The organism is Pseudomonas sp. DCA-1 (assembly GCF_046523955.1).
GTDB classification, from domain to species: domain Bacteria; phylum Pseudomonadota; class Gammaproteobacteria; order Pseudomonadales; family Pseudomonadaceae; genus Aquipseudomonas; species Aquipseudomonas putida_Y.
Map to the genome: position 1 here is coordinate 4,295,924 of NZ_CP169881.1, position 25,343 is coordinate 4,321,266.

The following is a 25,343-nucleotide window of genomic DNA, read 5'->3' on the forward strand; positions in this document are numbered from 1 at the left end:
GGAAATTAGCGCGCTCGTAGAGCGGAATAAATGATGTCGTCTTTCTGCTGGGCACTGGGGTAGCTGATCAGCACGGCTCGATAGGCGCCCTTGAACACAAAGAAGCTGCCTGCCGCCACACCGACTACACCGCATGTCTTGACCACGCTGGCCATATCTTCGAGCGAGCCACCGCCGCCCAGGATGGTGATTGGGATATGTACGGCGGCACGCAGCTTGCTGGCCAGATCGAGGTCATAGCCCTTCATCTTCCCGTCGTTCTCGATGGAGTTGAGGACGATCTCCCCTGCGCCAAGCTTTTCCAGCTCTTGTGCCACTTCGACGACATTGCGCTTGGTGTTGCGCGTGCCGTTGTGAGTCCACACCTCCTGGTGCTTGCTCAACAGGCGCGACTTGTGGTCCAACACCACCACCACGCTCTGACTGCCAATCTCCTCGGCAATCTGGGTAACAAGCTGAGGGTTTTCGAGCGCGGCTGAACTGATCGCCACCTTCTCGACACCCAACTGGATGATCTTCTTGGCTTGTTCTGCGGTGCGGATACCCCCGCCGTAGCACAGTGGCATGCGGCACTCGGCTGCAAGCTTGGCGATCTGGATATAGTTGGGCTCGACGCCATGAGCAGTGGCGTCGATATCAATCACGATCAGTTCATCGGCTTCCTTTTCATTGAAGATCTTCACCGCATTGATGGGATCTCCGACGTATTTCGGGTCCTTGAATTTGACCGTCTTCACCAGCCCACCGTCTTGGATGAGCAGGCATGGAATGATCCGGGGTCTTAGCATTTGTCAGTTTCCGCTCACAGTTCCGCGAAGTTTTTCAGCAAGCCGACACCGAAGTGGTGACTCTTCTCAGGGTGGAACTGAACGCCATAGACGTTCCCCGCCTGAACGGCACAGCTGAACTCAAGCCCGTAGGATGACGTCGCTGCTCGGTGCTGCTCCTGTTCGCACTCAAAGAAGAATGAATGCAGGAAATAGAACCGTGCCTCCTCCTCGAAGCCTTTGAACAAGGGGTTGTCGTTGAGCGCAGCCACGTCATTCCAACCCATGTGAGGCAACGGCAGGTCCTTGAGATTCGGGACGGATTTGAAGGAGCGAACGCGCCCCGGCACCCAACCCAGGCCTGCCAGGTGCCCTTCTTCACTGCTGTTGGCAAGGATCTGCATACCCACGCAAATGCCAAGCACGGGCACTTTATGCTGCTGTACCAACTCCTCGATGGTGGGACGCATGCCCGAGGCATCCAGCCGTTCGATCGCATGGTCGAAGGCACCGACGCCGGGGAGGATCAGTTTGGTTGCGCCATCCAGCTGTGCGGCCGTTTGCGCGACCGCCACCGGAATGTGCAAGCGTCGATATACGTTAACGAAGGCCTGGATGTTGCCCAAGCCGTAATCAATGATGGTAATCATCTGAACAGCCTTCTTTCCAATCCGATTGCGCTAAGCACTCGCGCCCCGATGCCGATCAAGAAACGCTTGTTTTTGTAGTCACGGAAGGTCTTGTTCTGACCCTCGAAAATGCCTTGAAGCTCTGGCACAGTCAAGTCCAGCTTGTGCGCTACGTACTCGAACTCGGACTTAAGGAAGTTTTCGTCCATCTCAGGCTTGGCAATGCGCTCGAGCGCCGCCTCGCGTGTCAACTGACCTGTCATGATCAGGCTGGAAAAATGCGCGCGGCGTTTTTCGTAACCGAACTTGCGCGGCATCCAATAGTCTTCGTAAAAACGTGTGAAGCGGGACTCATGATGCTTATGTTTGAACCGCTTCCAGCCGAACAGACGCTCCAGCGTGGCCTCTGCGTCAGCTTTGACATAGGGCACGAGGTTCAGAGGTTTTACAATCTGCATCCCCAGGATACGCTGGTAGTAAACCTTGTAAGTCAAAATATCAACCAAAGGGAAGCTCTTCAGTGCCCTCTTGCCAAATTGACCATGAATGTCGTTGAACAGCGTTTTATCGATACCCGGATAGCCGCCCCACTCCTCCGGCTCTCGGCAGCACTCCGTCGAGTAATTCCCACCGGTCAAGACGTATTTGATCTTGTGCTTTCGCGCAAACTTGTAGAGTGAGGAGAAGAACGCAGCATCCTGCGGCAAGTCTTGGTCCGAAATCTGCGAGCGCAGGAAGGCCACCTGCAGGTCTTTCATTTCTTCCCAATTGATCACATCGGTATAGAGATCCAGACCGAGCCCGTCGACCAGACGTTCAATGTTGCCCACGGCCTGGTCAGTATTCCATCCCGCATCAACGTGGAATAGCAACGGTCTCAGGCCCATGACATTCTTGGCGATATAGGCGGCATACGAGCTGTCCAGACCACCACTCAAACCGATGATGCAATCGAAATCCTTGCCCTTACCGTGCTGCTTGATTTTTTCTGCAAGTGCCATCAGTTCCGATTCGCCACGCGCACCGGTATCCCAATTGGGTTTAATAACACTGTCGAAATTTGCGCAGTACTCGCATACGCCGTGCTCATCGAAACGAATGTTCGGATCACTGGTATCCATGATGCAACGAGTACAAATCTTATAATCCGTCGTTTTGCTCATCGAGCAGAATCTCCACATTCGCATCAGTCGTGATGCTTGACCAAGACTGATTTATACACACTCAGTAGTTTTTTTGCATTCGTATCGGGCATAAAATTCTGCTGGGCCAGTTCGTGAGCGTTCCGCCCCATGCGTTCCCGCTCTTGCGGGTAGTCGTACATATACGCGATAGCATCAGCTAATGCACGAGAATTCCTTGCGGGGATTGCCAAACCCGTTTCATTGGGAACAAATGTATCGGGGGTCGGGTTTTCAGCCGCTACAATACTTGGAACACTCGAGAATCCCGCCTCAAAAACTGGACGCCCAGGCGCATCGAAATGCGATGGAAACAGAAGAACATCAAGTCGATCATAGACGTACTTGATATCCAGCGTAGGCCCCATCAAATGCAGGGTATCTTCCAACTGCCCCTCATGGATCAATCGCTTTATTTCACTTCCAAAGTTTTGAGCAAACCCAAGCTTTGACAAAAGCCAGGCTTTGAAGCCCTTATCCTCAATGGTGATACCACCCACCAAGACAAAATCGATTTTTCTTCCAGTTTTTCGCATTAGCGCTGCGGCTTCAACTATCTCCAAAACCCCCTTTGAGAGATGAAGATTCCCAACAAAACCGACCTTCAAACTTTGCTTATCAAGCGCAGCCAAACGCTCGACAAATTCCGGGGCAGGCTCTCCAGAACTTACCGTATTGAATGAGTTATTGATAATTTCTATAGGCAGATCCGGTGCCAATGTATTCCTCACATTACCATCAATTGCCACGACCTTATCTACATATCTGTTGAATACCCAATTCAACATCCGCACGCGCCGTGAATCCTGCTGATCCCTCGCCAATGCACGAACATGTACAACCAAGGGCGCTCGGAAGAGCCATTTGGCCAACAGCGCAGGTAGAATGTAAACAAACTCATTTACATGCACGACATCTACCGCCCCCCACTTTCGCTTGGCTCGAAGCAAGGCTGAAATCATGAACGGAGCGTGAAAAATTTCCCGCAGAACAATCAGCCAACGAACACCGCGATAGTAGCCATATCGAGTATTGTCAAACTTACTCATCCCTCTTGTTTCAACAAGCTCATTAGAAACTTTTCTATAAAAATCACTGGCTGTTCCCGATGAGACGAGAAAATATGGCGATACCCCCAAACCCACCAAACGGGAAACAGCCTCGAACAAGCTTCTCGAAGCCCCCCCCATCGGACCATCACCATCAATGTACAAAATCTTGAGCGTCATAGTTACCAATCCAACCTTGACTTAAGCGCCTCACTCGTCGCGCCACTTCGGTAAACACAATAAACCGCAACCACCATAGGCACCAAGCCATAGGTATAGGTTTTGGCGAGCACCAGCAAAAACAGCGTGACACTGACAAAACAGAATGCGCGCAACCAATCAGGTTTCTGATAAGCATCTAAACCCAAGAGTACAAGTGCGCATAAGGGAACTATTAGCATCGCCAGGTACACAACGAACCCTACAATGCCCATGTCCACCCATGCCGCTAATAGGTTATGAATGTACTCGCCCGGCGGATGAGAGCCAAAGCCACCCCAGATCGGGTTTGTGGCTATCAAATCATACGCATTAGCCGCATAGATCGTTCGGGCATCCATGGACAGGTCTGCCCCATCGAAAAATATCGAGAACATTCTGAAATCTTTCAGAATCGATGCATCTGCCATGGCAAGCGCAGCAACGCCAGCCAGCACTACCAATACAGAAACCAGCGCCATAAGCCGCCAGTTCCTGACTGTTTCAATAATAACCATCAACAAGAAAAACGCAAAAAACTCAGAACGCGCACCGATTAAATAAAGCGCCGGAACCACCATCAAATAATAAAAATATCGACGATACGCCCCTAGGGAAGGCAGTAACACCATCGACAAAATCAAATAACAAAAAGCAACTTGCTGATAGTCAAATTCAAAAATATAAGCCCCATGCCAAACCGGAGGCCTGACAAAGCCACCAGATGATGAAAACAGAACAAACAACGAATAACCGACAATAAAATAATATATAAACCTAGAAAAAACACTTCCCATCCTCACCAGCGCCAACGCAAGCAAGAACATATACACAAAGCGCATAAAGCTCAGCTGAATGTAATAGGCAATATCAGCATCGACTCCCGAAAACTCAGAAAAAACCATCAATGCAAAAAACATCAACATGAAGACAAGAAAAACCAGAAACGTTCCCCGCTGTAAAAAATCCAATACTTTGAATTGAGAAAAAGCACTAAGAACCAGCAGCGGGGATGTGGCAAGCATTCCCGCCGTAAAAAAACCTTTCAAAACAGGTGCAATCAAGCCCGCCTGAGCCAAAGACTGATAAATAAAATATAACGGTATAATAACCAGAATACTCAGGCCGGCCAAACCAGATATTCCTTGTCGCGCAGTATCTGGCATCACACTATTCCCTTAGCCTGAAGAAAACCAAAAGCCAAGAGCACGCAAAGCCCCATTCCCGTGAACGCCACAACTGGCAAAAGCGCTCTCTTAAGCGCAATCAGCAGACTAAGAGGATGAAGCCCCACAACCTTAAGCACACACAAAAGATAAACGACATACACAATAAAGCCGCTAATCGCATAGGCCTCAACTACGAAGCCTGAAAAAGCGAACACACAAACACCAACTACCGCAACTCGGAAAACAAGCGCAAACACTTGCAGCACCAATGCTACCTTTTGTCGCCCTTTAACATGTAAACTTAACGAGACGGGGGACACCATAAACTGGGCAATGAACCAGGGTGTCATCCAGCTTATCAATTCACCCGAGCGTTGCCACTGGCTTCCAAACACCACAGGAAAAAGTACAGGTGCTAACAGACCTGCTGCGATCAAAGGCCCCACACCTACCTTGGCGAGACGCACCATCATTTCAAGCGCGAACTCCCCCAACACACCTTGCCTTTCTTTTTCCGGAGCTTCGGAAAGGAAAACCTGTGAGACAGCATTACCCAACAGCGCTATAGGTGCCTGCAGAACCCGGGCCGCAAGCATCAGAAATCCCGCCTCCGCACCACCGACGAAAAATGCTATTAACAGGATAGGTACCTGCGATGCGCCTTCGTTGGCCAGTGACTCAAGCGTCGAATACTTAGGAAAACGGCTATAGTCCTTGAAAACCTTTTTCAACTCGCTTAACGCTATATGCGCCGTTTGAATAGCCTTCCATAGCAAACCCATTGCGAAAGCTGAAGCTCCAACAGCGCTATTGGCTATATACCCCAGAAGGAGACCGTACGTTTTTCCCTCCAGTAGCCCAAATGCGACCTGTACCATTACCGAAAGTATCGCCTGACTCAACTTCACAAGCGAGATGCTCATGAATTTCTTTTCACGCACATACCAAACTTGAAAAGCATTCAGCGCCCCAATAGAGAACAGCCCGGCTCCGACCAAAAGCGAAAAAAATTCTCGATCAACACCATAGTCTATTGAGAATAGCTCTCCAACTGCCCATACCCCTATTGCGACAGCAACCGATACAATACTGGCGCAGGTTACTGCGAGCACCAACAGCTGCCTTGCTTCGTCTGCTGTTTCAGGGATGGATATCGCCACATCCAGGCGAAGGCAAGCAGCACCCGCAAAAACCCCGACAATAGCTACATATACCGCGAGCACATTGAAGTGCTCAGGGGTATATAAACGTGTCAGCAAGGGTAGCGCCAGAAGCAGAATAGCCTGCCCCAGGGCCGTCCCCCCCATCAATATGCCGGTCGCTTTCGACAAGTGATCAAGCTTCACCGGGACTTTCATTCAGCGCAGCGCCTTACTACCGAGGCTATGCAAGAAATTTCATCCTCGGACAAATATGGGTGCATCGGCAAGCTAATAACATGCTCCGCCAAATGATCACCAATAGGCAGAGATACCGCCGCATCGGCAACAGCGGGCTGTTTATTTAACGGAATCGGATAATGAATAGCTGATGGTACGCCCGCCTCACGCAGCCCATTCTGCAGACGCTGCCTATCTTGAACAATTAATGTATATTGAGCATAAGCACTTATATTATGCGGATGTACAAGAGGCACTGTAATTCCATCTACCTCAGCGAGATGTCGAGCATACTGCTTGGCGATAGATTGACGCAACTCAAGCTCTTCTTGGAATATCTCAAGCTTCGGCAACAAAATAGCTGCCTGCATCGTATCAAGCCGACTATTCACACCCACTCTAATATGGTGGTAGCGTTTCTCTTGACCATGTCTCGCAATTTGTCGCAAAACTACTGCCAGCGAATCATCATTGGTAAATAATGCACCGCCATCACCGTAGCACGCCAAAGGTTTACTCGGGAAGAAACTGGTACAGGCAATCTGCGTCAGATTACATGACCGCCGATTTTTATACGAGGCACCAAAACTTTGCGCAGCATCCTCAATCACCACTACACCATGCCGGGCTGCAATAGTATTGATTTCGTCATAATCAGCACACTGCCCGTACAGCGAGACGGGAATAACAGCCTTTGTACGTGGTGTAATGGCAGCTTCCAACAAGCCCGGATCCATATTACAGGTCCGCGGATCCACATCAATGTAAACCGGCTTCGCACCCAATAGCGCAACAGTTTCAGCAGTTGCAATGTAGGTGAAGCCAGGCGTAATTACCTCATCACCTGGACCAACACCGAGTGCCATAAGCGCAATCTGCAGCGCATCAGTGCCATTCGCACACGTAATGCAATATTTGCTTCCAACGAACGCAGCTAACTTCTCTTCAAGTTCAGCAACTTCTGGACCAAGTATATACTGGCCGTGGCTCAGGACACGCTGAATGGCGTCATCAAGCTTGTCTTTGATACGTGCCTGCTGTTTTTTTAGGTCGATAAATTCGATCATTTCAAAATTTCCTTGTGCAGAACGCTCCCTGCCAATACATAAGTAGCGCCGCTGTGCACACACGATACTACTCCCTCCCCAGACAATGGCAGGTCCAGTTGCTCGCCAAATTCACTCATCCAGCCAATCTGCCTGGCCGGAACACCGACCATCAGCGCATACGCCGGCACATCCTTGTTGACGACCGCGCCAGCACCTATAAAAGCGAACTCGCCAATGGTGACTCCGCAGACAATAGTGCAATTGGCCCCCAGTGTCGCACCCTTCTTCACCAAGGTGTCCCGGTACTGGTCTTTGCGCTCGATAAGCGAGCGCGGATTGTAAACGTTGGTGAAGACCATGCTTGGCCCGCAGAACACGCCTTCCTCCAGTGTGACGTTGTCATACACCGATACGTTGTTCTGAATCTTGCACCGGTCACCGATCACGACCTTGTTACCGACAAAGACGTTTTGCCCGAGAGATACGCCTGCGCCGATCCGAGCGCCGCTGCATACATGGACGAAATGCCACACGCGCGAATCTTTGCCAATCTGCGCGCCTTCATCGACGATTGCACTGGGATGCTGATAATGATTCATTGCTTGAGACTCACGCTGGATTGAGTTTGGTCGAACAACCGTTGTAGCTGCCCGCCTGCAAAATGCCCGTAGCGACGCGCGCCGATTTCATTCAGATGGTGGGTATCCTGGTAGATAAGCTCTCCATGCTCATAGGGTGCGTCAGCAAAAAAGCCTGAATTGGAGAAGTCCACAAAGTGCACACCAGCCCTGCCCGCAGCGAGCCTTTCCACCTGCTGGTTGGCAACCCGCCACTCATCATTGAAAGCCAGGGTGGCCGGTAACCCAAGCTCCCTGAACCTGCGTACCCTTTGAACATCAGAACGGAACATGGGCACTTGCCCCAAGATCACGACCTGCTTGTGAGCTGTTGTAGCATCATCCAGGAACGCCTGAAGCGCTTTTACAAATGCCGGGCTTGGCATCTGGTATTGCCACATGCCTGCGATGATCACTTTATCCATTGTCACCAGTGCCTGTTTCACCGCGATGATCTGCGAGCGACAAGCTTGTTGGGCGTAATCAGGGAGGCGCTCCACGTCGAAGCCCGGGATGGGTACACAACTGCTTGCAGTAAGGACGCGATAAGCAACGCCCTGTTCGGTGCCGGCCTGATCAAAGAAGTAGTTCAACTGAGCGGCGTGGCTGTCACCAATTACCAGAATCGAAGGGACGGCGCCGGCCAGGCCCCGCTTGCATTCGCCCACCTGCTGCCCATGGCAAATCAGTTCAGGTGCTGCATAGCGAGCCTGCTCGACCGGCACTGGGCCAACCATCAGCGGGTTGTACCTGGCACTCAGCAGGGCAACCAAAGCGATGCCGACCACTCCGAGCGCAAAGCTCGGCGCCAAGCGTCCTACACCAACCAATCTGCGCGCCGGCTGCTCTACAAATCGATAGGAAAGCCAGGCCAGGGCAAACGAAGCTACCAAAGCGACTGATAGCCACTGGCCGCTTAGTTCGCACTGTCCTATGTAATAGCGAATGAGCGCCAAGACCGGCCAATGCCACAGGTACAGGGAGTAGGAAATGCCACCAACCCATACCAACCCAGGGGTGGACAGGAGGTTGTTGATCGGCCCCCGCCGCGCCGCGATCACCAGAGCCGTACCAATGCAGGGTGCAAGCGACCATAAACCCGGGAATTGAGTTTTATCGATCAGTACAAAGCTGGCTGCAAGCAAGCCCAAGCCCAGCAAGCCGAAAAGCGCCGAAACAGGTGCGGGTATTTCACGGTTTCGCAGGCCAAGGGCCACTACCCCCCCCACCAGGAATTCAGGCACACGAGCAAGGAGCGAGAAGTACTCGCTGCCCTGCCCCCCCCCCAGCACTTTCTTGCTGCTCCACACGAAGAGAATAACCGCCAACAGTGAGAGGCCGGGCAGACGCCAAGAGCGTGGCAAACACAGCAACAGGAGGGGGAAGAACAGATAGAACTGCATCTCTATCGCGAGCGACCAGGTATGCAGCAGCGGCAGCTCTTCTGCACGAGGCGCAAAATAGCTACCAAAATCCGCGAAATAAAGGTTGCTGGCAAAGATGGCTGCCGACTTCAAGCTCTGATGGAAAAACTCGAAGTCCGCTGTCAGAAACAGCATTGACGACACCACGCTGACAAGCGCCAGCATGACGGCGTACGCGGGAACAATGCGTTTGATACGGTTCAGGTAGAAGGCTGCCAGGTGGATCTTCTGCCCTGGCTCCGTCAGTAGCGCCGTAATGATGAAACCCGAGATGACGAAAAACACATCGACGCCGACGAACCCCGCCGGTAGCCATGTGTTATTCATGTGGTACGCAAGAACGGCCAGGACCGCTACCGCACGCAAACCTTGAACGTCCAGCCGCATGTCCTTACGCGAGCGTAACGAGTTCAAGTTCTGCGACAATGTTTCATTGTTGTTAGACAAGCTGGCCAAGACCTTGCAGGAATATTACGCGAGGAAAGGCGGCCTGCAGGCCGCCCGGTATCACTGCTGTGTCAGCGGGACAGGCCCAGGACAAAAGGATGTGCCTCGTTGTCCTTGGCCTGAGCAATAGCGGCACTGCGGATGACATCCACGGTCTCCACGCAATGGCGAGCATCCTCTATGCCGTAGCCGCGCCCTGCCAGAATTTCTTCATAGCTGGTAGTGTGCAGGTCGGTAAAGCCTTCGGAAAACTCCATCTCGTCACCATTGACAGTGATCGAACGGTACGTTGGCTTCTTGCCCTTCACCGACTCAGGCAGGTCATTGGCGTCGACCGACAGGAACCAACGTACGCGTGCCTTTTCGTACTCCAGGTAGCCAGAGGCCTTTTGTTCGGAGGTGAAGTGCACAACGTTGCGCTGCAGCTTGCCGAAGATGAAGTGCAACATGTCGTAGAAGTGCACGCCGATGTTGGTGGCCACACCGAACGACTTGCGTGGGTCACCTTTCCAGCTTTGCAGGTACCACTTGCCACGGGAAGTGATGTAAGTCAGGTCAACTTCATACTTGTGTGGGTTGTTCTCGCGAGCAACCTTGTCTTTCAGGGCAATGATTGCCTGGTGGTGGCGCAGCTGCAGGATATTGAACAGGCGCTTACCGGTTTCCTGTTCGATCAGGGCCAACTCGTCCAGTTGCTGCGGGGTTGGTACCAGCGGCTTTTCGCAGATCACGTCACAGCCCAGGCGCAGGCCTGCGGCAATGTGCGGGTAGTGCAGGTAGTTGGGCGAGCAGATCGAGACGTAATCCAGGGCGGTAGTCGGGTTGCGCTTCAACCCGTGGGCGTGGTCGAGGAAAAACTCGAACTCGGTGAAGAACTCGCTTTGAGGCGAGATGCTGTCGATGATGCCTACCGAGTCATTGATGTCGTACGCGGAGACCAAGCGGTTGCCGGTGTCCTTGATGGCGCGCATGTGGCGAGGGGCGATGTAGCCTGCAGCACCGATGAGAGCAAAGTTTTTCATGAGGCTTCCTTTGAAGACGAATGAATCCGCCTGCCCCGTTGAGGGGCAGGCGGATCAATTTGCTGGCGACGCCAATCAGGCCTTGATGATGTGCGCGGTCGGCGTGCGGTACTTGCCGCGGCTGTCGACAATCAGCTTGGCCTTGGCTTCGATCAGGGCGTAATCGAACTTGTCGTGATCGGTGGCCAGTACCACAGCATCGAAGCTTGCCAGGTTATCGGCGGAGAGCGGCTCGCTGCTCAGCTCGAAGTGGTGCTCGCGCATCTTCGGGAACACCGGCACGTGCGGGTCGCTGTAGGCAACCACGCCACCCTTGGCCTCGATCAGCTCCATGATTTCGACGGATGGCGACTCGCGCATGTCGTCGACATTCTTCTTGTAGGCGATACCCAGAACGAGTACACGACTACCCTTGAGTGCCTTGCCAGCATCGTTCAGGCCATCCATCAGCTTGCCCAGCACGTACTCAGGCATGGCCTGGTTGACTTCACCAGAAAGTTCGATGAAACGGGTGTGCAAGCCGTATTCGCGCGCCTTCCAGGTCAGGTAGAAGGGGTCGATCGGAATGCAGTGGCCGCCCAGGCCCGGGCCCGGGTAGTACGGGGTGAAGCCGAAAGGCTTGGTCGCCGCGGCATCGACTACTTCAAAGATGTCGATACCCATGCGGTCGGCGACGATCTTCATTTCATTGACTAGGCCGATGTTCACCGCTCGATGAATGTTCTCCAGCAGCTTGGTCATTTCAGCGGCTTTGGTGGAACTGACCGGTACGACCTGGTCGATGGCCTGCTCGTACAGGGCGATACCCACTTCCAGGCATTTTGGGGTATGGCCGCCAATGACCTTGGGAATAGTACGGGTTTCAAAGTTCGGGTTGCCCGGGTCTTCTCGCTCTGGCGAGTAGACCAGGTAGATGTTCTCACCTACTACCAGGCCACCCTCCTGTACACGTGGCAGCAGTTCTTCCTCGGTGGTACCAGGGTAGGTGGTGCTTTCCAGCGAAACCACCTGGCCTGCACGCAGGTAGGGCTTGAGGGCGTCGGTGGTGTTGATCACGAAGCTCATGTCCGGCTCGCGATACTTGTTCAGCGGGGTGGGCACGCACAGGATCAGCGCGTCGCACTCACTGGCACGCGTGAAGTCGACGGTAGCCTCAAAGCCGGTTTCACGTGCTTTGCTGATATTGGCCGCTGGAATGTGCTCGATATAGCTCTGGCCTGCATTGAGTTTATCGACTTTCGATTGATCGATATCAATACCCAGCACGTTAAAACCAATGGCGTTATAACGCAGCATCAGCGGCAACCCGACATAACCGAGACCCACGATACCAATCAAGGCCTGCCGGCTTTTGAACTTCTCTACCACCGAATTCATATCTGTCATGCTTCCCAACTCACCTTGAATTTACCTGCCCGCTTCCACGGCTGAACAACGGGTTATTGAACCTTCTTCGATTCATTCGTCAGTCGAGTGAATCCATTCGGCGACAGCGTGCAATACACACGCTGTCGAGCAAAAAACACCCACTTACATTCGCCCGGCGAGCGACCCGGTGGCTGCCACCAATGAGATGCGCCACAATCATATGCGGTTAGGCTTCGCCAATCCATCGGAGTTTTCCTGAGGCATGTAACCGCCAAAGTGCCACTAAAACAGCATCACACAATTGGGCGCTCAAGCTTGCGCATCCCCCAGCTTGGCATGGTTCCGCCCTGCCAATTCATTGGGTATGACGTGATGAGCCGCCCTCTCGACTTCAAGAGCTCGCTGCTGCCTCGCTTGGTCCTTGAAAACACCCCGCAGCAGGGCAGTGACTGTTCCGAGCAACAGGCCAACGATAGATGCAATTAGCACGATGAGCGCTTTACGCGGCTTCACAGGCTTGCTGGAGGGCACCGCACGCTGATCAATGCTCACCAGGTGCAGCCCCTCCAGTCGGGTATCGATGGCTTGCAAGCGCGCACGCTCCACGCGAAGCCCTTCGATCCCCTCCAAAAACGCAGATTCGCTCGACCGGCCCTTGATTGCCTGGACTTTGCGGTTGGTCGACAGCAGGATGAGCTCCTTGCGGATCTGGCCGATTCTAGGTTCGACGAAGTCATCTGAAGTACGCTTGCGCAATGCAGCACGTTCGGCTTCAAGCACTTCGGTGCCCATGAAGTACAGCGGTACCGGCCTACCGTTTACTTCGGTACGAATGATATTGCCATTTGCCGCGCCTTCATCAGCCATCAGCGAAGGTGTCGAAGGTTTTTTCAAACCGAGGCTTCGCGCAACACTGATAGCCTCATCAAGCTCGCCCAAGCGCGCCTCGCGGCTCAATTTCAACTGAACGCGCAAAGCCTTGAGCTCATCATTGAGTTGCGCACGCTTGATCGCATCGGCCTCTTCGAGACGGGCGATACGACTTTCATTCCCTGCCTCATATTCCGACACTGCAGAATTCATCTTCTTGTCCACCTCTGCCAAGCGGTTTGCCAAAATAATCTGCATATCCTTGGATAGCTGGCTGCGCTCGCGTTCAATGGCATAATCGACGAAATCGTTGAGGATGGCCGCTCCATTTACGCCTTTTTCATAGCGCATTTTCAATCCGATAAAATCGCTCAACAGATCGTTTTTTTTCGGATCAGCCAAGACTACACTGAGGGCATCGCGGTTGAAGTCTTCAAATGCCTGCTCGACACTTTGCCCTTCATCCTGAAAAGCATCGATGAGATCTGGCCGGGAGCGAAAGAAGTCCAGCCTGGCGTTATAAGAGTCCAGCGTCGCACCGACTTTCTTGAGTGCTACCTCTGGCGGCAAAGAATAGATTTCTGTCCGATTCAAGGCGTCCAGTTGGTTGAGGGCGACCGGCCTTAAACTCGTGGAAGCCTCATATACAGGCGTAATGTTGTAGGCGGCTGCGGCCCCGACAAGCGCACAGACGCCCCCAAAACCAACAATTAGCAAACGCCTACGCCAGAGAGTGCGCAGAACGTTGAAAAGATCGAGCTCGCCTGAAGCGACCGTGGAGGGGGAACGCACAACGCTATTCACATTACTTCCCTGTCTATATCGGGGTTAACCAAGACAGGCAGGGCAGATCAGCGTGTCGTGCTCGCTCTTCCAGCTTTCCATGTCATCGGCGACGAACGGCTATTGTTGCACCTTCCGCACGCGACAACAACGCTTGAGGAAGCCTTGCGATCAGGAAAGTTCCCTTCCGTTCGTCGCTTTGCGCCTGCACCACATGTCGCGCCCCAAGGCCACCAACACGCCAAGCCCTACCCCTACCAACGCCGATAGCAACATGATGACGGCTTTTCGCGGCTTGATAGGCTTGTCAGGCTGAGACACAGCGCCATCCTGCTGGTACATCGCAACGAGGGAAGGGTCGACCTTCAACGTGCGCAAGAAGCTCAGCTTTTCCTGCTTTTCACGCAAATTCCCGATGAACGGGTCGTCCGAAGAGCGCGCTTCTAGGTTGGAGATTTCTGCCTCCAGCGCCTTGGTACCGCGCATGTAGGTGAGGGCCCCGCTCATACCGGCAGTCACTTCCTTGGACAGCGTTTCCGAAATGATCGGTGGCTTTTCCAGGCCAATCGACCGCGCTACGCGTAACGCCTCCTTGAGCTGGGCAATCTGGTCCACACGCTGATTGCTGGCAGTGGCTCGCGCAGCCTTGATTTGCTGATCAAGGTTGTCCGCCATGATCGATATGTCACTGCGGGTACCGCTCAACAACTCGTTCTTTGCTCGCTCCGCAGCCAACTCGGCGTAGTTCGAAACCCAGGTCGCCGCAAGGCGCGGGTCTTCCAGGTTCGCAGTAAGCACATAACGATCTGGCATTTCTTTGCTAGCCACGGCCACTTTCAACATGCGGTTGAACTGAACATACAGGGCATCACGAGAACCGCCCCGCTCTTCTTCGGTCAGCATGGGCAGGAAGGCACTGCGAAAGAATTTGTCTCGTACTGCTTCAGACTGAAGGGACTTGAGGTAGATACTGTACACATCCTTGGCCGTCAGTGGCGCCAGGCCCGTTCCCTCACCACGACCGTAGTTCAGCTGGGCAATCTCGCTCTGGGAAGGGGGCTGAATATACAGCTTCGCCTCATATACCGGCGAAACCAGCATCACATAAGCCAACCCCAAAGCAATCACCGGTACCGCAACCAGCCCTACCCAGATCTTCTGGCTCCAAACACCCTGCACAAGCTCAATCAGGTCAATCTCGCCACTACCACTCAGGCGCTCGCGTTCATTGCGCATTTAGTCTTTTTTTCCTTGGGTCCGTCTGATTACTTCAACACAAGGGGCGTCACCTCCAGGCTCAAGAAAAAGCCGCCCCACCCCCACGAATCAAGCGTAGCGGCAATTTGCCATTCTGCTCGCCACCTTTCAATCACTTAGAATTAACCATTAATAGAGGGGATCTGACCACGGAAGTTCCTTTTTTTTTACAGACTGCGAGCCTCCCGCCCAGCGGTCATTCAGCAATTGTAACGACCACCTCATTTCCCGCCTGCGCAAACGTTTCCCGCAGCACTCGAGCCAGTGCCTGCTTCGCCTTCCTCTCCCCATGCACCAACACTACTCGCCGCGCATTACAACCTTGCGCAAACCTGACCAACCCTACCTGATCCGCATGCCCCGAATACCCACCCAAGGTCACCACCTTCGCACGAACCTCATACATACCCCCATCCAGATCAATCTGCACAAACCCTTCCGCTCCTTCGCTAGCCTGGATCACAGCCCCCGGTGTGCCTTTGGCCTGATACCCGACAAACACCACCTCGTGCCGCGGATCCACCAACATCGCCTTGAGATAACCGACAATGCGCCCACCCGAGCACATGCCATTGCCGGCAATGACAATCGCCGGCCGCCCGGTGCTTTTAAGGTAATTCACCACCTGCCGATGGCGGGCATGGGTATCGACGCACACCAACTGGCCAAACCCAAGCGGGTCGCGCCCCTGACTCAGCCGCGCCTTGGCTTCGTCATTCCAGTAACCATGCAACTGCCGGTAGACGGCAGTTATGCGCTGGGCCAACGGCGAGTCGAGGATGATTGGCAGCTGTGACCAGGCGAAGGCATCATCGCCCGGCACCACGCCCGGGTCGCCCAGCAATGCCTTGCGGTGGAGGATGTCTTCGAGCTCGAACAGCAACTCCTGGGTGCGACCCAAGCTGAACGCTGGAATCAGGATGGTGCCACGGTCCTGCAGGGCGCGGTCGATAACCTGCTCCAGCAACTGCTGGCGATTGCTGCGATCCGGGTGCAGGCGGTCACCGTAGGTGCTTTCAAGCACGAGCACATCTGCCCGCTCGGGCGACTGTACCGACTGCAGGAGTGGATTACCCTGATGACCCAGATCGCCAGAAAAGACGATGCGTTGGTTGAGCCCCAGTGCCTCGATATCACACTCCACGTAAGCAGAGCCCAATAAATGCCCAGCGCGCTGCAGACGGATCTGGCACTTGAGGTCGGACTTGTCGACCACTCGATGCCACTGCCCAAAGGGAACCGGCACTATCAGGTCGTCGATGAATTCGAGGTATCGCGCCACATGGGCAGGCTCGCTGCTGATAGCCAGCTTGTAGGCATCCTCCAGTGTCAGCGGCAGTAGCTTTGCCGAAGGCTCACTGCAAAGAATGGGGCCGCGATAACCTGCGGCAAGCAGTGCCGGTATGCGCCCGACATGGTCAAGATGCACATGCGTGATCACCAGGGCCTGGATACCCTGAACCTCAAAACCGAGAGGCAGTGAGCCTGCGCCCGGAGCCGCCTCGGCACCCTGCTCCAGGCCGCAATCCACCAGCAAGCTGGTGTTTAAATCCAGATGGAGCTGGTGGCATGAGCCGGTTACGCCGCAGGTACCACCGTGATGGGAAATGCTGGGGAATTGCATAGTGCTGCACGCTCGCCTGGGCCGCTGAATGGATGCCTATTACTCCATCTCACTGGCTGCGTGCATAGATGACGCCGTCCTACAGTTTGTAGGCGCTTTCATTAATTGCCGTTTAACGCGGCCTGGCGTGCCGATGCGCGAATCTTGCGCTTGCTGCGCTGCACGCCGTAGGCACCCAGCAACGGCCCGATAGCCAGGCCAATGACCAAGGCAGCCAGGACCAGCACGGCGACCGGCATGGCCGGGGCTGCCCAACCGAACAGGACCAACGAGACGGTTTGCTGGTTCTCCAGCACGAAGAACAGCACCACAGCCGCCAACAGCAGCACGAACAGCGCCGCCAGGGCACGCTTGAGGTTACGCATCAGATTGCTCCTTGTGGAATCAGGTATGGGCCTCATGTTCTTCTTCATTGACCCGATCGCGCAACTCCTTGCCGGGCTTGAAGTGCGGCACGAACTTGCCTTCAAGGCTGACCGACTGGCCGGTCTTCGGGTTACGGCCTACGCGAGGGGCACGATAGTGCAGCGAGAAGCTGCCAAAACCGCGGATCTCGATGCGATCGCCGGTGGCAAGGCATTGTGACATCTGCTCAAGCATGGTCTTGATGGCCAGCTCCACATCCTTGGACGAGAGCAGCCCCTGATGGGTGACAATACGTTCGATCAGCTCCGACTTCGTCATATTTTTCCCTTCGTTATCAAGCAGCTAGATCATTGCTTAATCAGGTTGTAGCACGCTCGGAGAGATTTGAACAGGGTGGTTCTTGACTTAAGAAAAAAATTCAAGATTGGATTATCAAGAAACAAGCCTCACAACCACGCTCTGCGGCGCCGGGCCACCCCTCGTTGCAAGTGCCGGGCATGTCACAAAGCGGAAAGGTGCTTGGCGTATAACTGAAAATCGCCACCGTGACACACCTAAGCCTTGTAGGATTTGTCATAATCGCGAGTAGGACGCACCTGCTTTGATCCAACCCAAAGCGGATTGCAAAATGCCTATTTACCTTGCTCGTTGAGTCGTACTCACAAGGATCGTTTATGCGGATAATCCCCCTTTCGCTCGCTCTGGCGTCCCTGGTGGCAGCCCCTGGCGCCTTTGCTCAACCCTCTCCCCAGGCCCAATCCTGGGACAATGAGCCCTCTGGGTTTCTAGGCGTTCCGTTTCAAGGCGACTTCAAAGCCCAAGTCGCCGAATGCCCCGACAATAGCCCTCGCCAATCGACACTATGCCGGACCAGCACTTCGGACCCGGAGCGGTATGAGATCCATGGGCTGCCCTACATTCCGATCAACTCGGGATATCAGCTCTTCGCGGCGCTGAAGAACGGTGCAATCAGCCAGCTTATGTTGACCGGCAATGCCAGCAGCCTGGAACTGGTCGATGATTTCCTGACCGACACCCTCGGGCAGCCCAGCTCAAGCCTGAGCCGTCGAATTCAGTTAAGCTCTGGCGCTTCTTATGAGATGAAGACCATCTCATGGGAAGGCAAGCGAGTCGCAGTGCATTTTCAGCGAAACGAAAGTGACCTGAGCCGCTATACCGTGACCTTCACCCCTTCGGCAGCCGACGTCAAAACACTGGGGATGAGCTCGGCAGTCGATACTTCGCGCGAGGCATCGGCTGTTCGGTAGAGTCGGCGCAGGCTTGCCGGCAGAGGGGTGGCGCCTGGAGTTCGAGCGCGGCCCGCGCGACGCATCGCGTGCTGCTTTCGCCCCTACGTTTGTTTCGGGCCACTTATTCCTGCCCTGCGATACACCACTTGCCTAAAGGCCAACACCGGCGTAGCCAGTGCCATCCATCGCGTCGCCTGCTTCGCGGGCCGCTCTCATAGAACAACACATGACTCATTGGTTCGGCGAGGTTCTGTAGGAGCAGCCTTGTGCTGCGAAGAGGCCGGTACTGACAAAGCCTATCTGTTGCTTGTACCGACCCCTTCGCAGCACAAGGCTGCTCCTACAAGGAACGCGTCAGACGAGCGATAATTGTTCTCTGCGCGACAGCGCAGCCCGAAAGGGCTGGGCAATCTCCCACAGGAGATGCTGCCTGCTTCGAAGCCAAGTACCGGCCTGTTGAGAGCAGGCTTTTCGCGACACAGGGCCGCTTCACAAGGGGATCGTGCAAGTACTGGCAACATGGGCCAGACCACAGCCCCCCCCCGCATGGACATCACCTGCCTTGAGGCCAGCACAGCCCATGTGGGAGCGGGCGCGCCCGCGAACACCGGCGTAGCCGGTGCCATCCATCGCGTCGCCTGCTTCGCGGGCATGCCCGCTCCCACAGGGGATCGCGCCAGTTTCTGGAGAGTTGGGCACACCGTTATACCGCTGAGGCAGCACATGCACTGAAGGCTACACCACCTTCTGTGGGAGCAGGCGATGCCATGGATGGCACCGGCTACGCCGGTGTTCGCGGGTGAACCCGCTCCCACAGAGGGATCGCGCCAGTTTCCGGAGAGGTGGACACACCATTATCCCACTGAGGGGGGGGGGGGCGGACACGCCAGCTGCTGGAGCCCGGACGCCTATGCCAATTGCTGCCGGGAGCCCGCTTGGGAAAAGCGTTTGCGCATCGCCAAGGCAGGCTTCTCTACCAGCCCCCACGACACATACCCCGCCAACCAGGACGCCGGCACGGCCGCCAACATCAGCCAGTAAGGCCCGGCCCATGGCATCGCCCACGCCAACACTTGCTGGATCGGAAATGCATACAGGTAGATACCGTACGAGTAATCCTCCACAAACGAAGGAAGCTTCAACTGCGGGCAATAAGCTACGTACAACGTGCCGTACATCGTCAGAATGGCAAACGCAAAAACCTCAAGGCGCCCACCCTTGGCCAACACGAACAACGCAACAAAGGCAAACAACAGCCAGCCGGTATACGGGATCACCGCCCGGTACGAATAGAACACCGCCCCTGCCAGGAAGCACACCACCAGCTTGAACGGGTACTCCGCAAAGGCTGGATGCAGGGTATGCAACCCCAGTGCAACCACCAACGCGGCAAGCGTCAACCCTGTCATCGGCCACCGGCAAACCTTGGCCACCAGCACCAATAGCCACAGCACCACGTACATGCGCATTTCCAAAGGGATGGTCCACAGGCTGCCATTGAGCGAAGCCCCATAGGGGCGCGGGGTAAAGCTCACCCCAGGCAAGAGGAACTGGGCATCCTTGAAAACCAGCAATGGGCTATAGACGTACCTGTAAACCTGGCGCTGGGAAAGATACTCATCAAGCGGCAGCGAGGTAATGACAGGCCCTAGCACAAAGGCCATAAGCAGCAGGCACACAAGCAAGCCAGGCAAGATCCGCAATGCGCGGGCCAGGTAGAAATCCCGGGTGCTATTTTTTTCACCACTGGCCGCGATCAGGAAACCGCTGACCATGAAGAATACTTCCACGCCCAGGCTATGTACGGGCACCGGCATGCCCAGCAGCAGCCCCGGGTCGGCGCAACTCAGGCACTCCAGATAGGAGAGCGCAAAGGAATGCCCCACCACGACGGCAGTTGCCGCCAGCAGCCTGATGATCAGGAAATTGTTATCGCGCCCGCGACCTTCCATGACGTCGCCAAACATCAACATCGCACAATCCCCCGACATGGCCTTCTTTCAGCATAAAAAAAAGGCGACCCGAAGGTCGCCTTTTTTTACCGATCAAACAGAACTCAGTTCTGCTTGGCCATTGCTTCGCGCAGCAGCGCAGCCATGGTGGTGTCGGCAGCCGCTTCCGGAGCATTTTTCAGGCTCTGGATGGCTTCGCGCTCTTCAGCATCGTCCTTCGACTTGATGGACAGGCTGATAACGCGGGACTTGCGGTCAACGCTGATGATCTTGGCTTCGATCTCTTCGCCTTCCTTCAGGACGTTACGCGCGTCTTCAACGCGGTCACGGCTGATTTCGGAAGCTTTCAGAGTAGCTTCGATGTCGTCGGCCAGAGTGACGATGGCGCCTTTGGCGTCAACTTCTTTCACGATGCCCTTGACGATAGCGCCCTTGTCATTGACAGCAACGAAGTTGGAGAACGGATCGTCTTCCAGCTGCTTGATGCCCAGGGAGATGCGCTCGCGCTCTGGGTCGACCGACAGGATGACGGTTTCCAGCTCGTCGCCCTTCTTGAAACGACGCACGGCTTCTTCGCCGGTTTCGTTCCAGGAGATGTCGGACAGGTGAACCAGACCGTCGATGCCGCCGTCCAGGCCGATGAAGATACCGAAGTCGGTGATCGACTTGATGGTACCGGTGATCTTGTCACCCTTGTTGAACTGGCCGGAGAAGTCTTCCCATGGGTTGGACTTGCACTGCTTGATGCCCAGGGAGATACGACGACGCTCTTCGTCGATGTCCAGAACCATGACTTCCACTTCGTCGCCAACCTGAACGACTTTCGACGGGTGGATGTTCTTGTTGGTCCAGTCCATTTCGGAAACGTGTACCAGACCTTCAACGCCTTCTTCCAGCTCAGCGAAGCAGCCGTAGTCGGTCAGGTTGGTAACGCGAGCCTGTACGCGAGTACCTTCTGGGTAACGGGCAGTGATAGCTACCCACGGATCTTCGCCCATCTGCTTCAGACCCAGCGAAACGCGGTTGCGCTCACGGTCGAACTTCAGAACGCGTACGTCGACTTCGTCGCCAACGTTAACGATTTCCGATGGGTGCTTGATGCGCTTCCAGGCCATGTCGGTGATGTGCAGCAGGCCGTCGATACCGCCCAGGTCCACGAATGCGCCGTAGTCGGTGAGGTTCTTGACGATACCTTTGACTTGCTGGCCTTCCTGCAGGGTTTCCAGCAGGGCTTCGCGCTCGGCGGAGTTCTCGGCTTCCAGCACGCTGCGACGGGAAACGACAACGTTGTTGCGCTTCTGGTCCAGCTTGATGACCTTGAATTCCAGCTCTTTGCCTTCCAGGTGGGTGGTGTCGCGCACTGGGCGGACATCAACCAGGGAGCCCGGCAGGAACGCACGGATGCCGTTAACGTCGACAGTGAAGCCGCCCTTAACCTTACCGTTGATAACGCCCTTGACCACTTCTTCGGCGGCGAAAGCTGCTTCCAGAACAATCCAGCACTCGGCGCGCTTGGCTTTTTCACGGGACAGCTTGGTTTCGCCAAAGCCGTCTTCGACCGCGTCCAGCGCAACGTGAACTTCGTCACCGACCTTGATGGTCAGCTCGCCAGCTTCGTTGTAGAACTGCTCGAGCGGGATGACGCCCTCGGACTTCAGGCCAGCGTGTACGGTAACCCAGTCGCCGTCGATGTCGACAACGATACCGGTGATGATCGCACCCGGCTGAAGATTGAGGGTTTTCAGGCTTTCTTCAAAGAGTTCTGCAAAGCTTTCGCTCATTTTAATTCCTGTAGATTCGGGCGAAACAAACGCCCATAACCACATTCCAGACAATGTGGGTTCGTTTTAAGTAAAGGAAAGCCGGCAGGACGTTGACTGGTGCCCCTGCCTGCTTTCCTGGTTATCAGATAAGGTCGCGCTGGGCGATCTCGCTTCTGATACGTTGCAACACCTGCTCGATGGACAACTCGGTAGAGTCCAACTGAATGGCATCAGCCGCTGGTTTCAGCGGGGCCACTGCACGTTGGGTGTCACGCTCATCACGCGCACGAATCTCATCCAGCAGACTCGACAGACTAACATCTTCACCTTTGCCCTTCAACTGCAGGTAGCGGCGACGTGCGCGCTCCTCCGCGCTGGCGGTGAGGAAGACCTTCAAGGGCGCATCCGGGAACACCACAGTACCCATGTCGCGACCGTCAGCAATCAGCCCCGGCAATTCGCGGAACTCACGCTGGCGAACCAGCAGCGCATCACGCACCGCCGGCAGCGAGGCCACCATCGATGCACCGGCACCGACGGTTTCGGTACGGATGACGTTGCTGACGTCCTCACCCTCAAGGATGATCTGTTGCAGCTTACCGGGCTCGGAAGCGATGAACTGCACATCCAGATGGGCGGCAAGTTTGGTGAGCAGCTCTTCGTTGGTCAGGTCGACACCGTGGTTGCTGGCATTGAATGCCAGCAACCGATACAGCGCGCCGGAATCCAGCAGCTTCCAGCCCAGCTCGCGAGCCATCAACCCGGCGACCGTGCCCTTGCCCGAGCCGCTAGGCCCGTCGATGGTGATAACCGGTGCCAGCGAATTCACGACTTGCCCTCTTCTGCCACGCGAATCCCCACTTCGGCGCACAGCGCCAGGAAGTTGGGGAACGAGGTGGCGACGTTGGCGCAGTCGTGAATGCGAATTGGCGCACTGGCGCGCAGCGAGGCCACACTGAAGGCCATGGCGATGCGGTGGTCACCATGCCCATGCACTTCGCCGCCGCCCAACTGGCCGCCGTCGATGATGATGCCGTCCGGGGTCGGCTCGCACTTGATGCCCAAGGTGATCAGGCCATCAGCCATCACCTGGATGCGATCGGACTCCTTCACCCGCAGCTCTTCGGCGCCACGCAGCACGGTACGCCCTTCAGCGCAGGCGGCTGCCACGAACAATACCGGGAATTCGTCGATGGCCAGCGGCACCAACGCTTCAGGAATGTCGATACCCTTCAGCTTGGCTCCGCGCACACGCAGGTCGGCCACAGGCTCGCCGCCCACTTCACGCTGGTTTTCCAGGGTGATATCGCCGCCCATCAGGCGCAGGATGTCGATCACGCCGGTACGGGTCGGGTTGATGCCGACATGCTCCAGCACCAGCTCGGAGCCTTCAGCGATTGAGGCAGCCACCAGGAAGAACGCTGCCGAGGAAATGTCAGCCGGCACTTCGATGCGGGTAGCGGTCAGCTTGCCACCGGACTGTAGCGAGGCAACCGGGCCGTTGCTGTCCACCGCATAGCCAAAACCGCGCAGCATGCGTTCGGTGTGGTCACGGGTAGGCGCAGGCTCGGTGACAGTGGTCTTGCCTTCGGCGTACAGGCCGGCCAGCAGCAGGCAGGATTTGACCTGGGCGCTAGCCATCGGCAGCGTGTAGGTCAGCCCTTTGAGCTTGTGGCCACCGCGGATGGTCAGCGGCGGGCGGCCTTCAGGGCCGGTCTCGACCACAGCACCCATTTCGCGCAGCGGGTTGGCCACACGGTTCATCGGGCGCTTGGACAGCGAGGCGTCGCCGGTCATGGTGACGTCGAACGACTGGCCGGCCAACAGGCCCGACAGCAAGCGCATCGAGGTACCGGAGTTACCCACGTACAGCGGCCCTGGCGGCGGCTTGAGACCATGCAGGCCCACGCCGTGAATGGTCACACGACCGTGGTTGGGGCCTTCGATGACCACACCCATGTCACGAAATGCCTGCAGGGTCGCCAGCGCGTCTTCGCCTTCGAGGAAGCCTTCGACCTCGGTAGTACCTTCGGCCAGCGAGCCGAGCATGATCGAGCGATGGGAAATCGACTTGTCGCCCGGTACACGGATCCGCCCGTTCAGGCGGCCACCCGGTTGGGCCTGGAAAATCAGATCGTTGGCGTTCATAGCGTCCACATAGGCCCGGCGGGCCAGGATTTTACTGAAATGCTCGCGGGCAGCCCGTGCGCGGGTGAATACTCCCAGCAGCTGGTGCCCATCCCCTTCAGCGATCGCGTCGCGCAGGGCGTCGAGATCGCTGCGATATGTATCAAGTGTGCGCAGGACAGCGTCGCGGTTGGCGAGGAAGATGTCATGCCACATGGTCGGATCGCTGCCGGCGATTCTTGTGAAATCGCGGAATCCACCCGCAGCGTACCGGAAGATCTCGAGGTTTTCATTGCGTTTGGCCAGTGAATCGACCAGACCGAAGGCCAGCAGGTGTGGCAGATGGCTGGTGGCGGCCAGCACTTCGTCGTGGCGCTCGACCGACATGTGCTCCACATCGGCATCCAGCGCACGCCACAGCCGGTCAACCAGGGCCAGCGCGGCGGGATCGGTTTCGGCCAGCGGCGTGAGGATAACCTTGTGCCGGCGGAACAAGGTGGCGTTGGAGGCCTCTACCCCGCTCTGCTCGGAGCCTGCGATGGGGTGACCCGGGACGAAGCGCGGCAAGCGCGCACCAAAAACGGCGCGGGCCTCACGCACGACGTTGCCCTTGGCACTGCCGACGTCGGTGATGATCGCATCACCCAGGTCGAGCTGGGCCAGGCGCGCCAGGACTTTTTCCATGGCCAGTATCGGTACGGCCAACTGAATGACATCGGCACCCACGCAAGCGGCGGCGAGGTCTTCTTCGCAGCGGTCGACCACACCCAAAGCCACGGCCTGCTTGCGCGACGGGGCATCAAGGTCGACACCGACCACTTCGCGGCACAAGCCGCTCTCACGCAGGCCCTTGGCGAACGAGCCACCGATCAGACCCAGGCCGACAACGACCAGGCGGTTGATGATGGGTGCGGGTTTGGTTTTTGCTGCATTTACCACTGGTGCGAACCCTGTTCAGAAATCTAGGTAGCCTGTGAGGGCCATTGGGGCCGCGACGCGGCCCTTCGCGGGCTCGCCCGCTCCCACAGGGATCGGCATCACATGCTCACTGT

Annotated in this window: 21 protein-coding genes; 1 reads left to right on the forward strand and 20 read right to left on the reverse strand. The window is 55.8% G+C overall.

What is annotated here, in order from left to right; translation table 11 throughout:
- Positions 1 to 5: 5 nt before the first annotated feature.
- The 16 genes from ACE4QZ_RS20315 to ihfB all read right to left on the reverse strand — a co-directional run bounded on the left by ACE4QZ_RS20315 (position 6) and on the right by ihfB (position 17,517).
- Positions 6 to 788, reverse strand: a complete 783-nt coding sequence (locus ACE4QZ_RS20315; RefSeq protein ID WP_025338118.1) for an AglZ/HisF2 family acetamidino modification protein — start codon at positions 786 to 788, stop codon at positions 6 to 8.
- 14 nt (positions 789 to 802) lie between these two features.
- Positions 803 to 1,417 (reverse strand): imidazole glycerol phosphate synthase subunit HisH, encoded by a 615-nt coding sequence (gene hisH / locus ACE4QZ_RS20320; RefSeq protein WP_015269323.1) that lies wholly within the window; start codon positions 1,415 to 1,417, stop codon positions 803 to 805.
- Positions 1,414 to 2,559, reverse strand: coding sequence for an N-acetyl sugar amidotransferase (locus ACE4QZ_RS20325; protein ID WP_100413245.1), 1,146 nt, complete (start codon positions 2,557 to 2,559; stop codon positions 1,414 to 1,416). Before ACE4QZ_RS20325 ends, hisH begins: the two co-directional genes overlap by 4 nt.
- Positions 2,560 to 2,582: 23 nt before the next feature.
- Positions 2,583 to 3,806: a glycosyltransferase family 4 protein gene (locus ACE4QZ_RS20330; RefSeq protein ID WP_274148140.1), complete on the reverse strand. Its 1,224-nt coding sequence runs from the start codon at positions 3,804 to 3,806 to the stop codon at positions 2,583 to 2,585.
- A 2-nt stretch (positions 3,807 to 3,808) separates the two neighbouring features.
- Positions 3,809 to 4,990 carry an O-antigen ligase family protein gene (locus tag ACE4QZ_RS20335; RefSeq protein ID WP_137108971.1) on the reverse strand — a complete coding sequence of 394 codons (1,182 nt, stop codon included), beginning with the start codon at positions 4,988 to 4,990 and terminating at the stop codon, positions 3,809 to 3,811.
- On the reverse strand, positions 4,990 to 6,351 hold the full coding sequence (locus tag ACE4QZ_RS20340; RefSeq protein WP_100413225.1) for an oligosaccharide flippase family protein: 1,362 nt from the start codon (positions 6,349 to 6,351) through the stop codon (positions 4,990 to 4,992). The genes ACE4QZ_RS20335 and ACE4QZ_RS20340 overlap by 1 nt, the downstream gene beginning before the upstream one ends.
- Positions 6,348 to 7,439 (reverse strand): DegT/DnrJ/EryC1/StrS family aminotransferase, encoded by a 1,092-nt coding sequence (locus ACE4QZ_RS20345; RefSeq protein ID WP_100413224.1) that lies wholly within the window; start codon positions 7,437 to 7,439, stop codon positions 6,348 to 6,350. Before ACE4QZ_RS20345 ends, ACE4QZ_RS20340 begins: the two co-directional genes overlap by 4 nt.
- Entirely contained in the window at positions 7,436 to 8,020 is a 585-nt protein-coding gene (wbpD, locus tag ACE4QZ_RS20350; RefSeq protein ID WP_100413223.1) for a UDP-2-acetamido-3-amino-2,3-dideoxy-D-glucuronate N-acetyltransferase, read from the reverse strand. Before wbpD ends, ACE4QZ_RS20345 begins: the two co-directional genes overlap by 4 nt.
- Positions 8,017 to 9,849: an acyltransferase family protein gene (locus ACE4QZ_RS20355; protein ID WP_410480464.1), complete on the reverse strand. Its 1,833-nt coding sequence runs from the start codon at positions 9,847 to 9,849 to the stop codon at positions 8,017 to 8,019. The genes wbpD and ACE4QZ_RS20355 overlap by 4 nt, the downstream gene beginning before the upstream one ends.
- Positions 9,850 to 9,980: 131 nt before the next feature.
- Positions 9,981 to 10,931 (reverse strand): UDP-N-acetyl-2-amino-2-deoxy-D-glucuronate oxidase, encoded by a 951-nt coding sequence (gene wbpB, locus ACE4QZ_RS20360; RefSeq protein WP_100413221.1) that lies wholly within the window; start codon positions 10,929 to 10,931, stop codon positions 9,981 to 9,983.
- Positions 10,932 to 11,006: 75 nt separating this feature from the next.
- Positions 11,007 to 12,317 (reverse strand): UDP-N-acetyl-D-glucosamine 6-dehydrogenase, encoded by a 1,311-nt coding sequence (wbpA, locus tag ACE4QZ_RS20365; protein WP_100413220.1) that lies wholly within the window; start codon positions 12,315 to 12,317, stop codon positions 11,007 to 11,009.
- Between the two features lie 291 nt (positions 12,318 to 12,608).
- Positions 12,609 to 13,973, reverse strand: coding sequence for a Wzz/FepE/Etk N-terminal domain-containing protein (locus ACE4QZ_RS20370; RefSeq protein WP_232881362.1), 1,365 nt, complete (start codon positions 13,971 to 13,973; stop codon positions 12,609 to 12,611).
- A gap of 150 nt (positions 13,974 to 14,123) precedes the next feature.
- Positions 14,124 to 15,188 (reverse strand): LPS O-antigen chain length determinant protein WzzB, encoded by a 1,065-nt coding sequence (locus tag ACE4QZ_RS20375; RefSeq protein ID WP_100413218.1) that lies wholly within the window; start codon positions 15,186 to 15,188, stop codon positions 14,124 to 14,126.
- Between the two features lie 217 nt (positions 15,189 to 15,405).
- Entirely contained in the window at positions 15,406 to 16,833 is a 1,428-nt protein-coding gene (locus ACE4QZ_RS20380; RefSeq protein WP_274148142.1) for an MBL fold metallo-hydrolase RNA specificity domain-containing protein, read from the reverse strand.
- Between the two features lie 101 nt (positions 16,834 to 16,934).
- Positions 16,935 to 17,198, reverse strand: coding sequence for a lipopolysaccharide assembly protein LapA domain-containing protein (locus ACE4QZ_RS20385; RefSeq protein ID WP_015269309.1), 264 nt, complete (start codon positions 17,196 to 17,198; stop codon positions 16,935 to 16,937).
- 19 nt (positions 17,199 to 17,217) lie between these two features.
- Positions 17,218 to 17,517 carry an integration host factor subunit beta gene (gene ihfB / locus ACE4QZ_RS20390; protein ID WP_013971456.1) on the reverse strand — a complete coding sequence of 100 codons (300 nt, stop codon included), beginning with the start codon at positions 17,515 to 17,517 and terminating at the stop codon, positions 17,218 to 17,220.
- Positions 17,518 to 17,873: 356 nt separating this feature from the next.
- Between ihfB and ACE4QZ_RS20395 the strand changes: the two genes are divergently transcribed.
- Entirely contained in the window at positions 17,874 to 18,467 is a 594-nt protein-coding gene (locus ACE4QZ_RS20395) for a hypothetical protein (protein WP_100413216.1), read from the forward strand.
- 890 nt (positions 18,468 to 19,357) lie between these two features.
- Here ACE4QZ_RS20395 and ACE4QZ_RS20400 read toward each other — a convergent pair.
- From ACE4QZ_RS20400 to ACE4QZ_RS20415, 4 genes are all read right to left on the reverse strand, one after another.
- Positions 19,358 to 20,422 carry an acyltransferase family protein gene (locus tag ACE4QZ_RS20400; RefSeq protein ID WP_100413215.1) on the reverse strand — a complete coding sequence of 355 codons (1,065 nt, stop codon included), beginning with the start codon at positions 20,420 to 20,422 and terminating at the stop codon, positions 19,358 to 19,360.
- An 83-nt stretch (positions 20,423 to 20,505) separates the two neighbouring features.
- Positions 20,506 to 22,182: a 30S ribosomal protein S1 gene (gene rpsA, locus ACE4QZ_RS20405; protein ID WP_003252673.1), complete on the reverse strand. Its 1,677-nt coding sequence runs from the start codon at positions 22,180 to 22,182 to the stop codon at positions 20,506 to 20,508.
- Positions 22,183 to 22,306: 124 nt separating this feature from the next.
- A complete protein-coding gene (cmk, locus tag ACE4QZ_RS20410) occupies positions 22,307 to 22,993 on the reverse strand; it encodes a (d)CMP kinase (protein WP_021784962.1) in 687 nt (228 codons plus the stop codon).
- Positions 22,990 to 25,197: a bifunctional prephenate dehydrogenase/3-phosphoshikimate 1-carboxyvinyltransferase gene (locus ACE4QZ_RS20415; RefSeq protein ID WP_033739306.1), complete on the reverse strand. Its 2,208-nt coding sequence runs from the start codon at positions 25,195 to 25,197 to the stop codon at positions 22,990 to 22,992. Before ACE4QZ_RS20415 ends, cmk begins: the two co-directional genes overlap by 4 nt.
- Between the last annotated feature and the right edge of the window lie 146 nt (positions 25,198 to 25,343).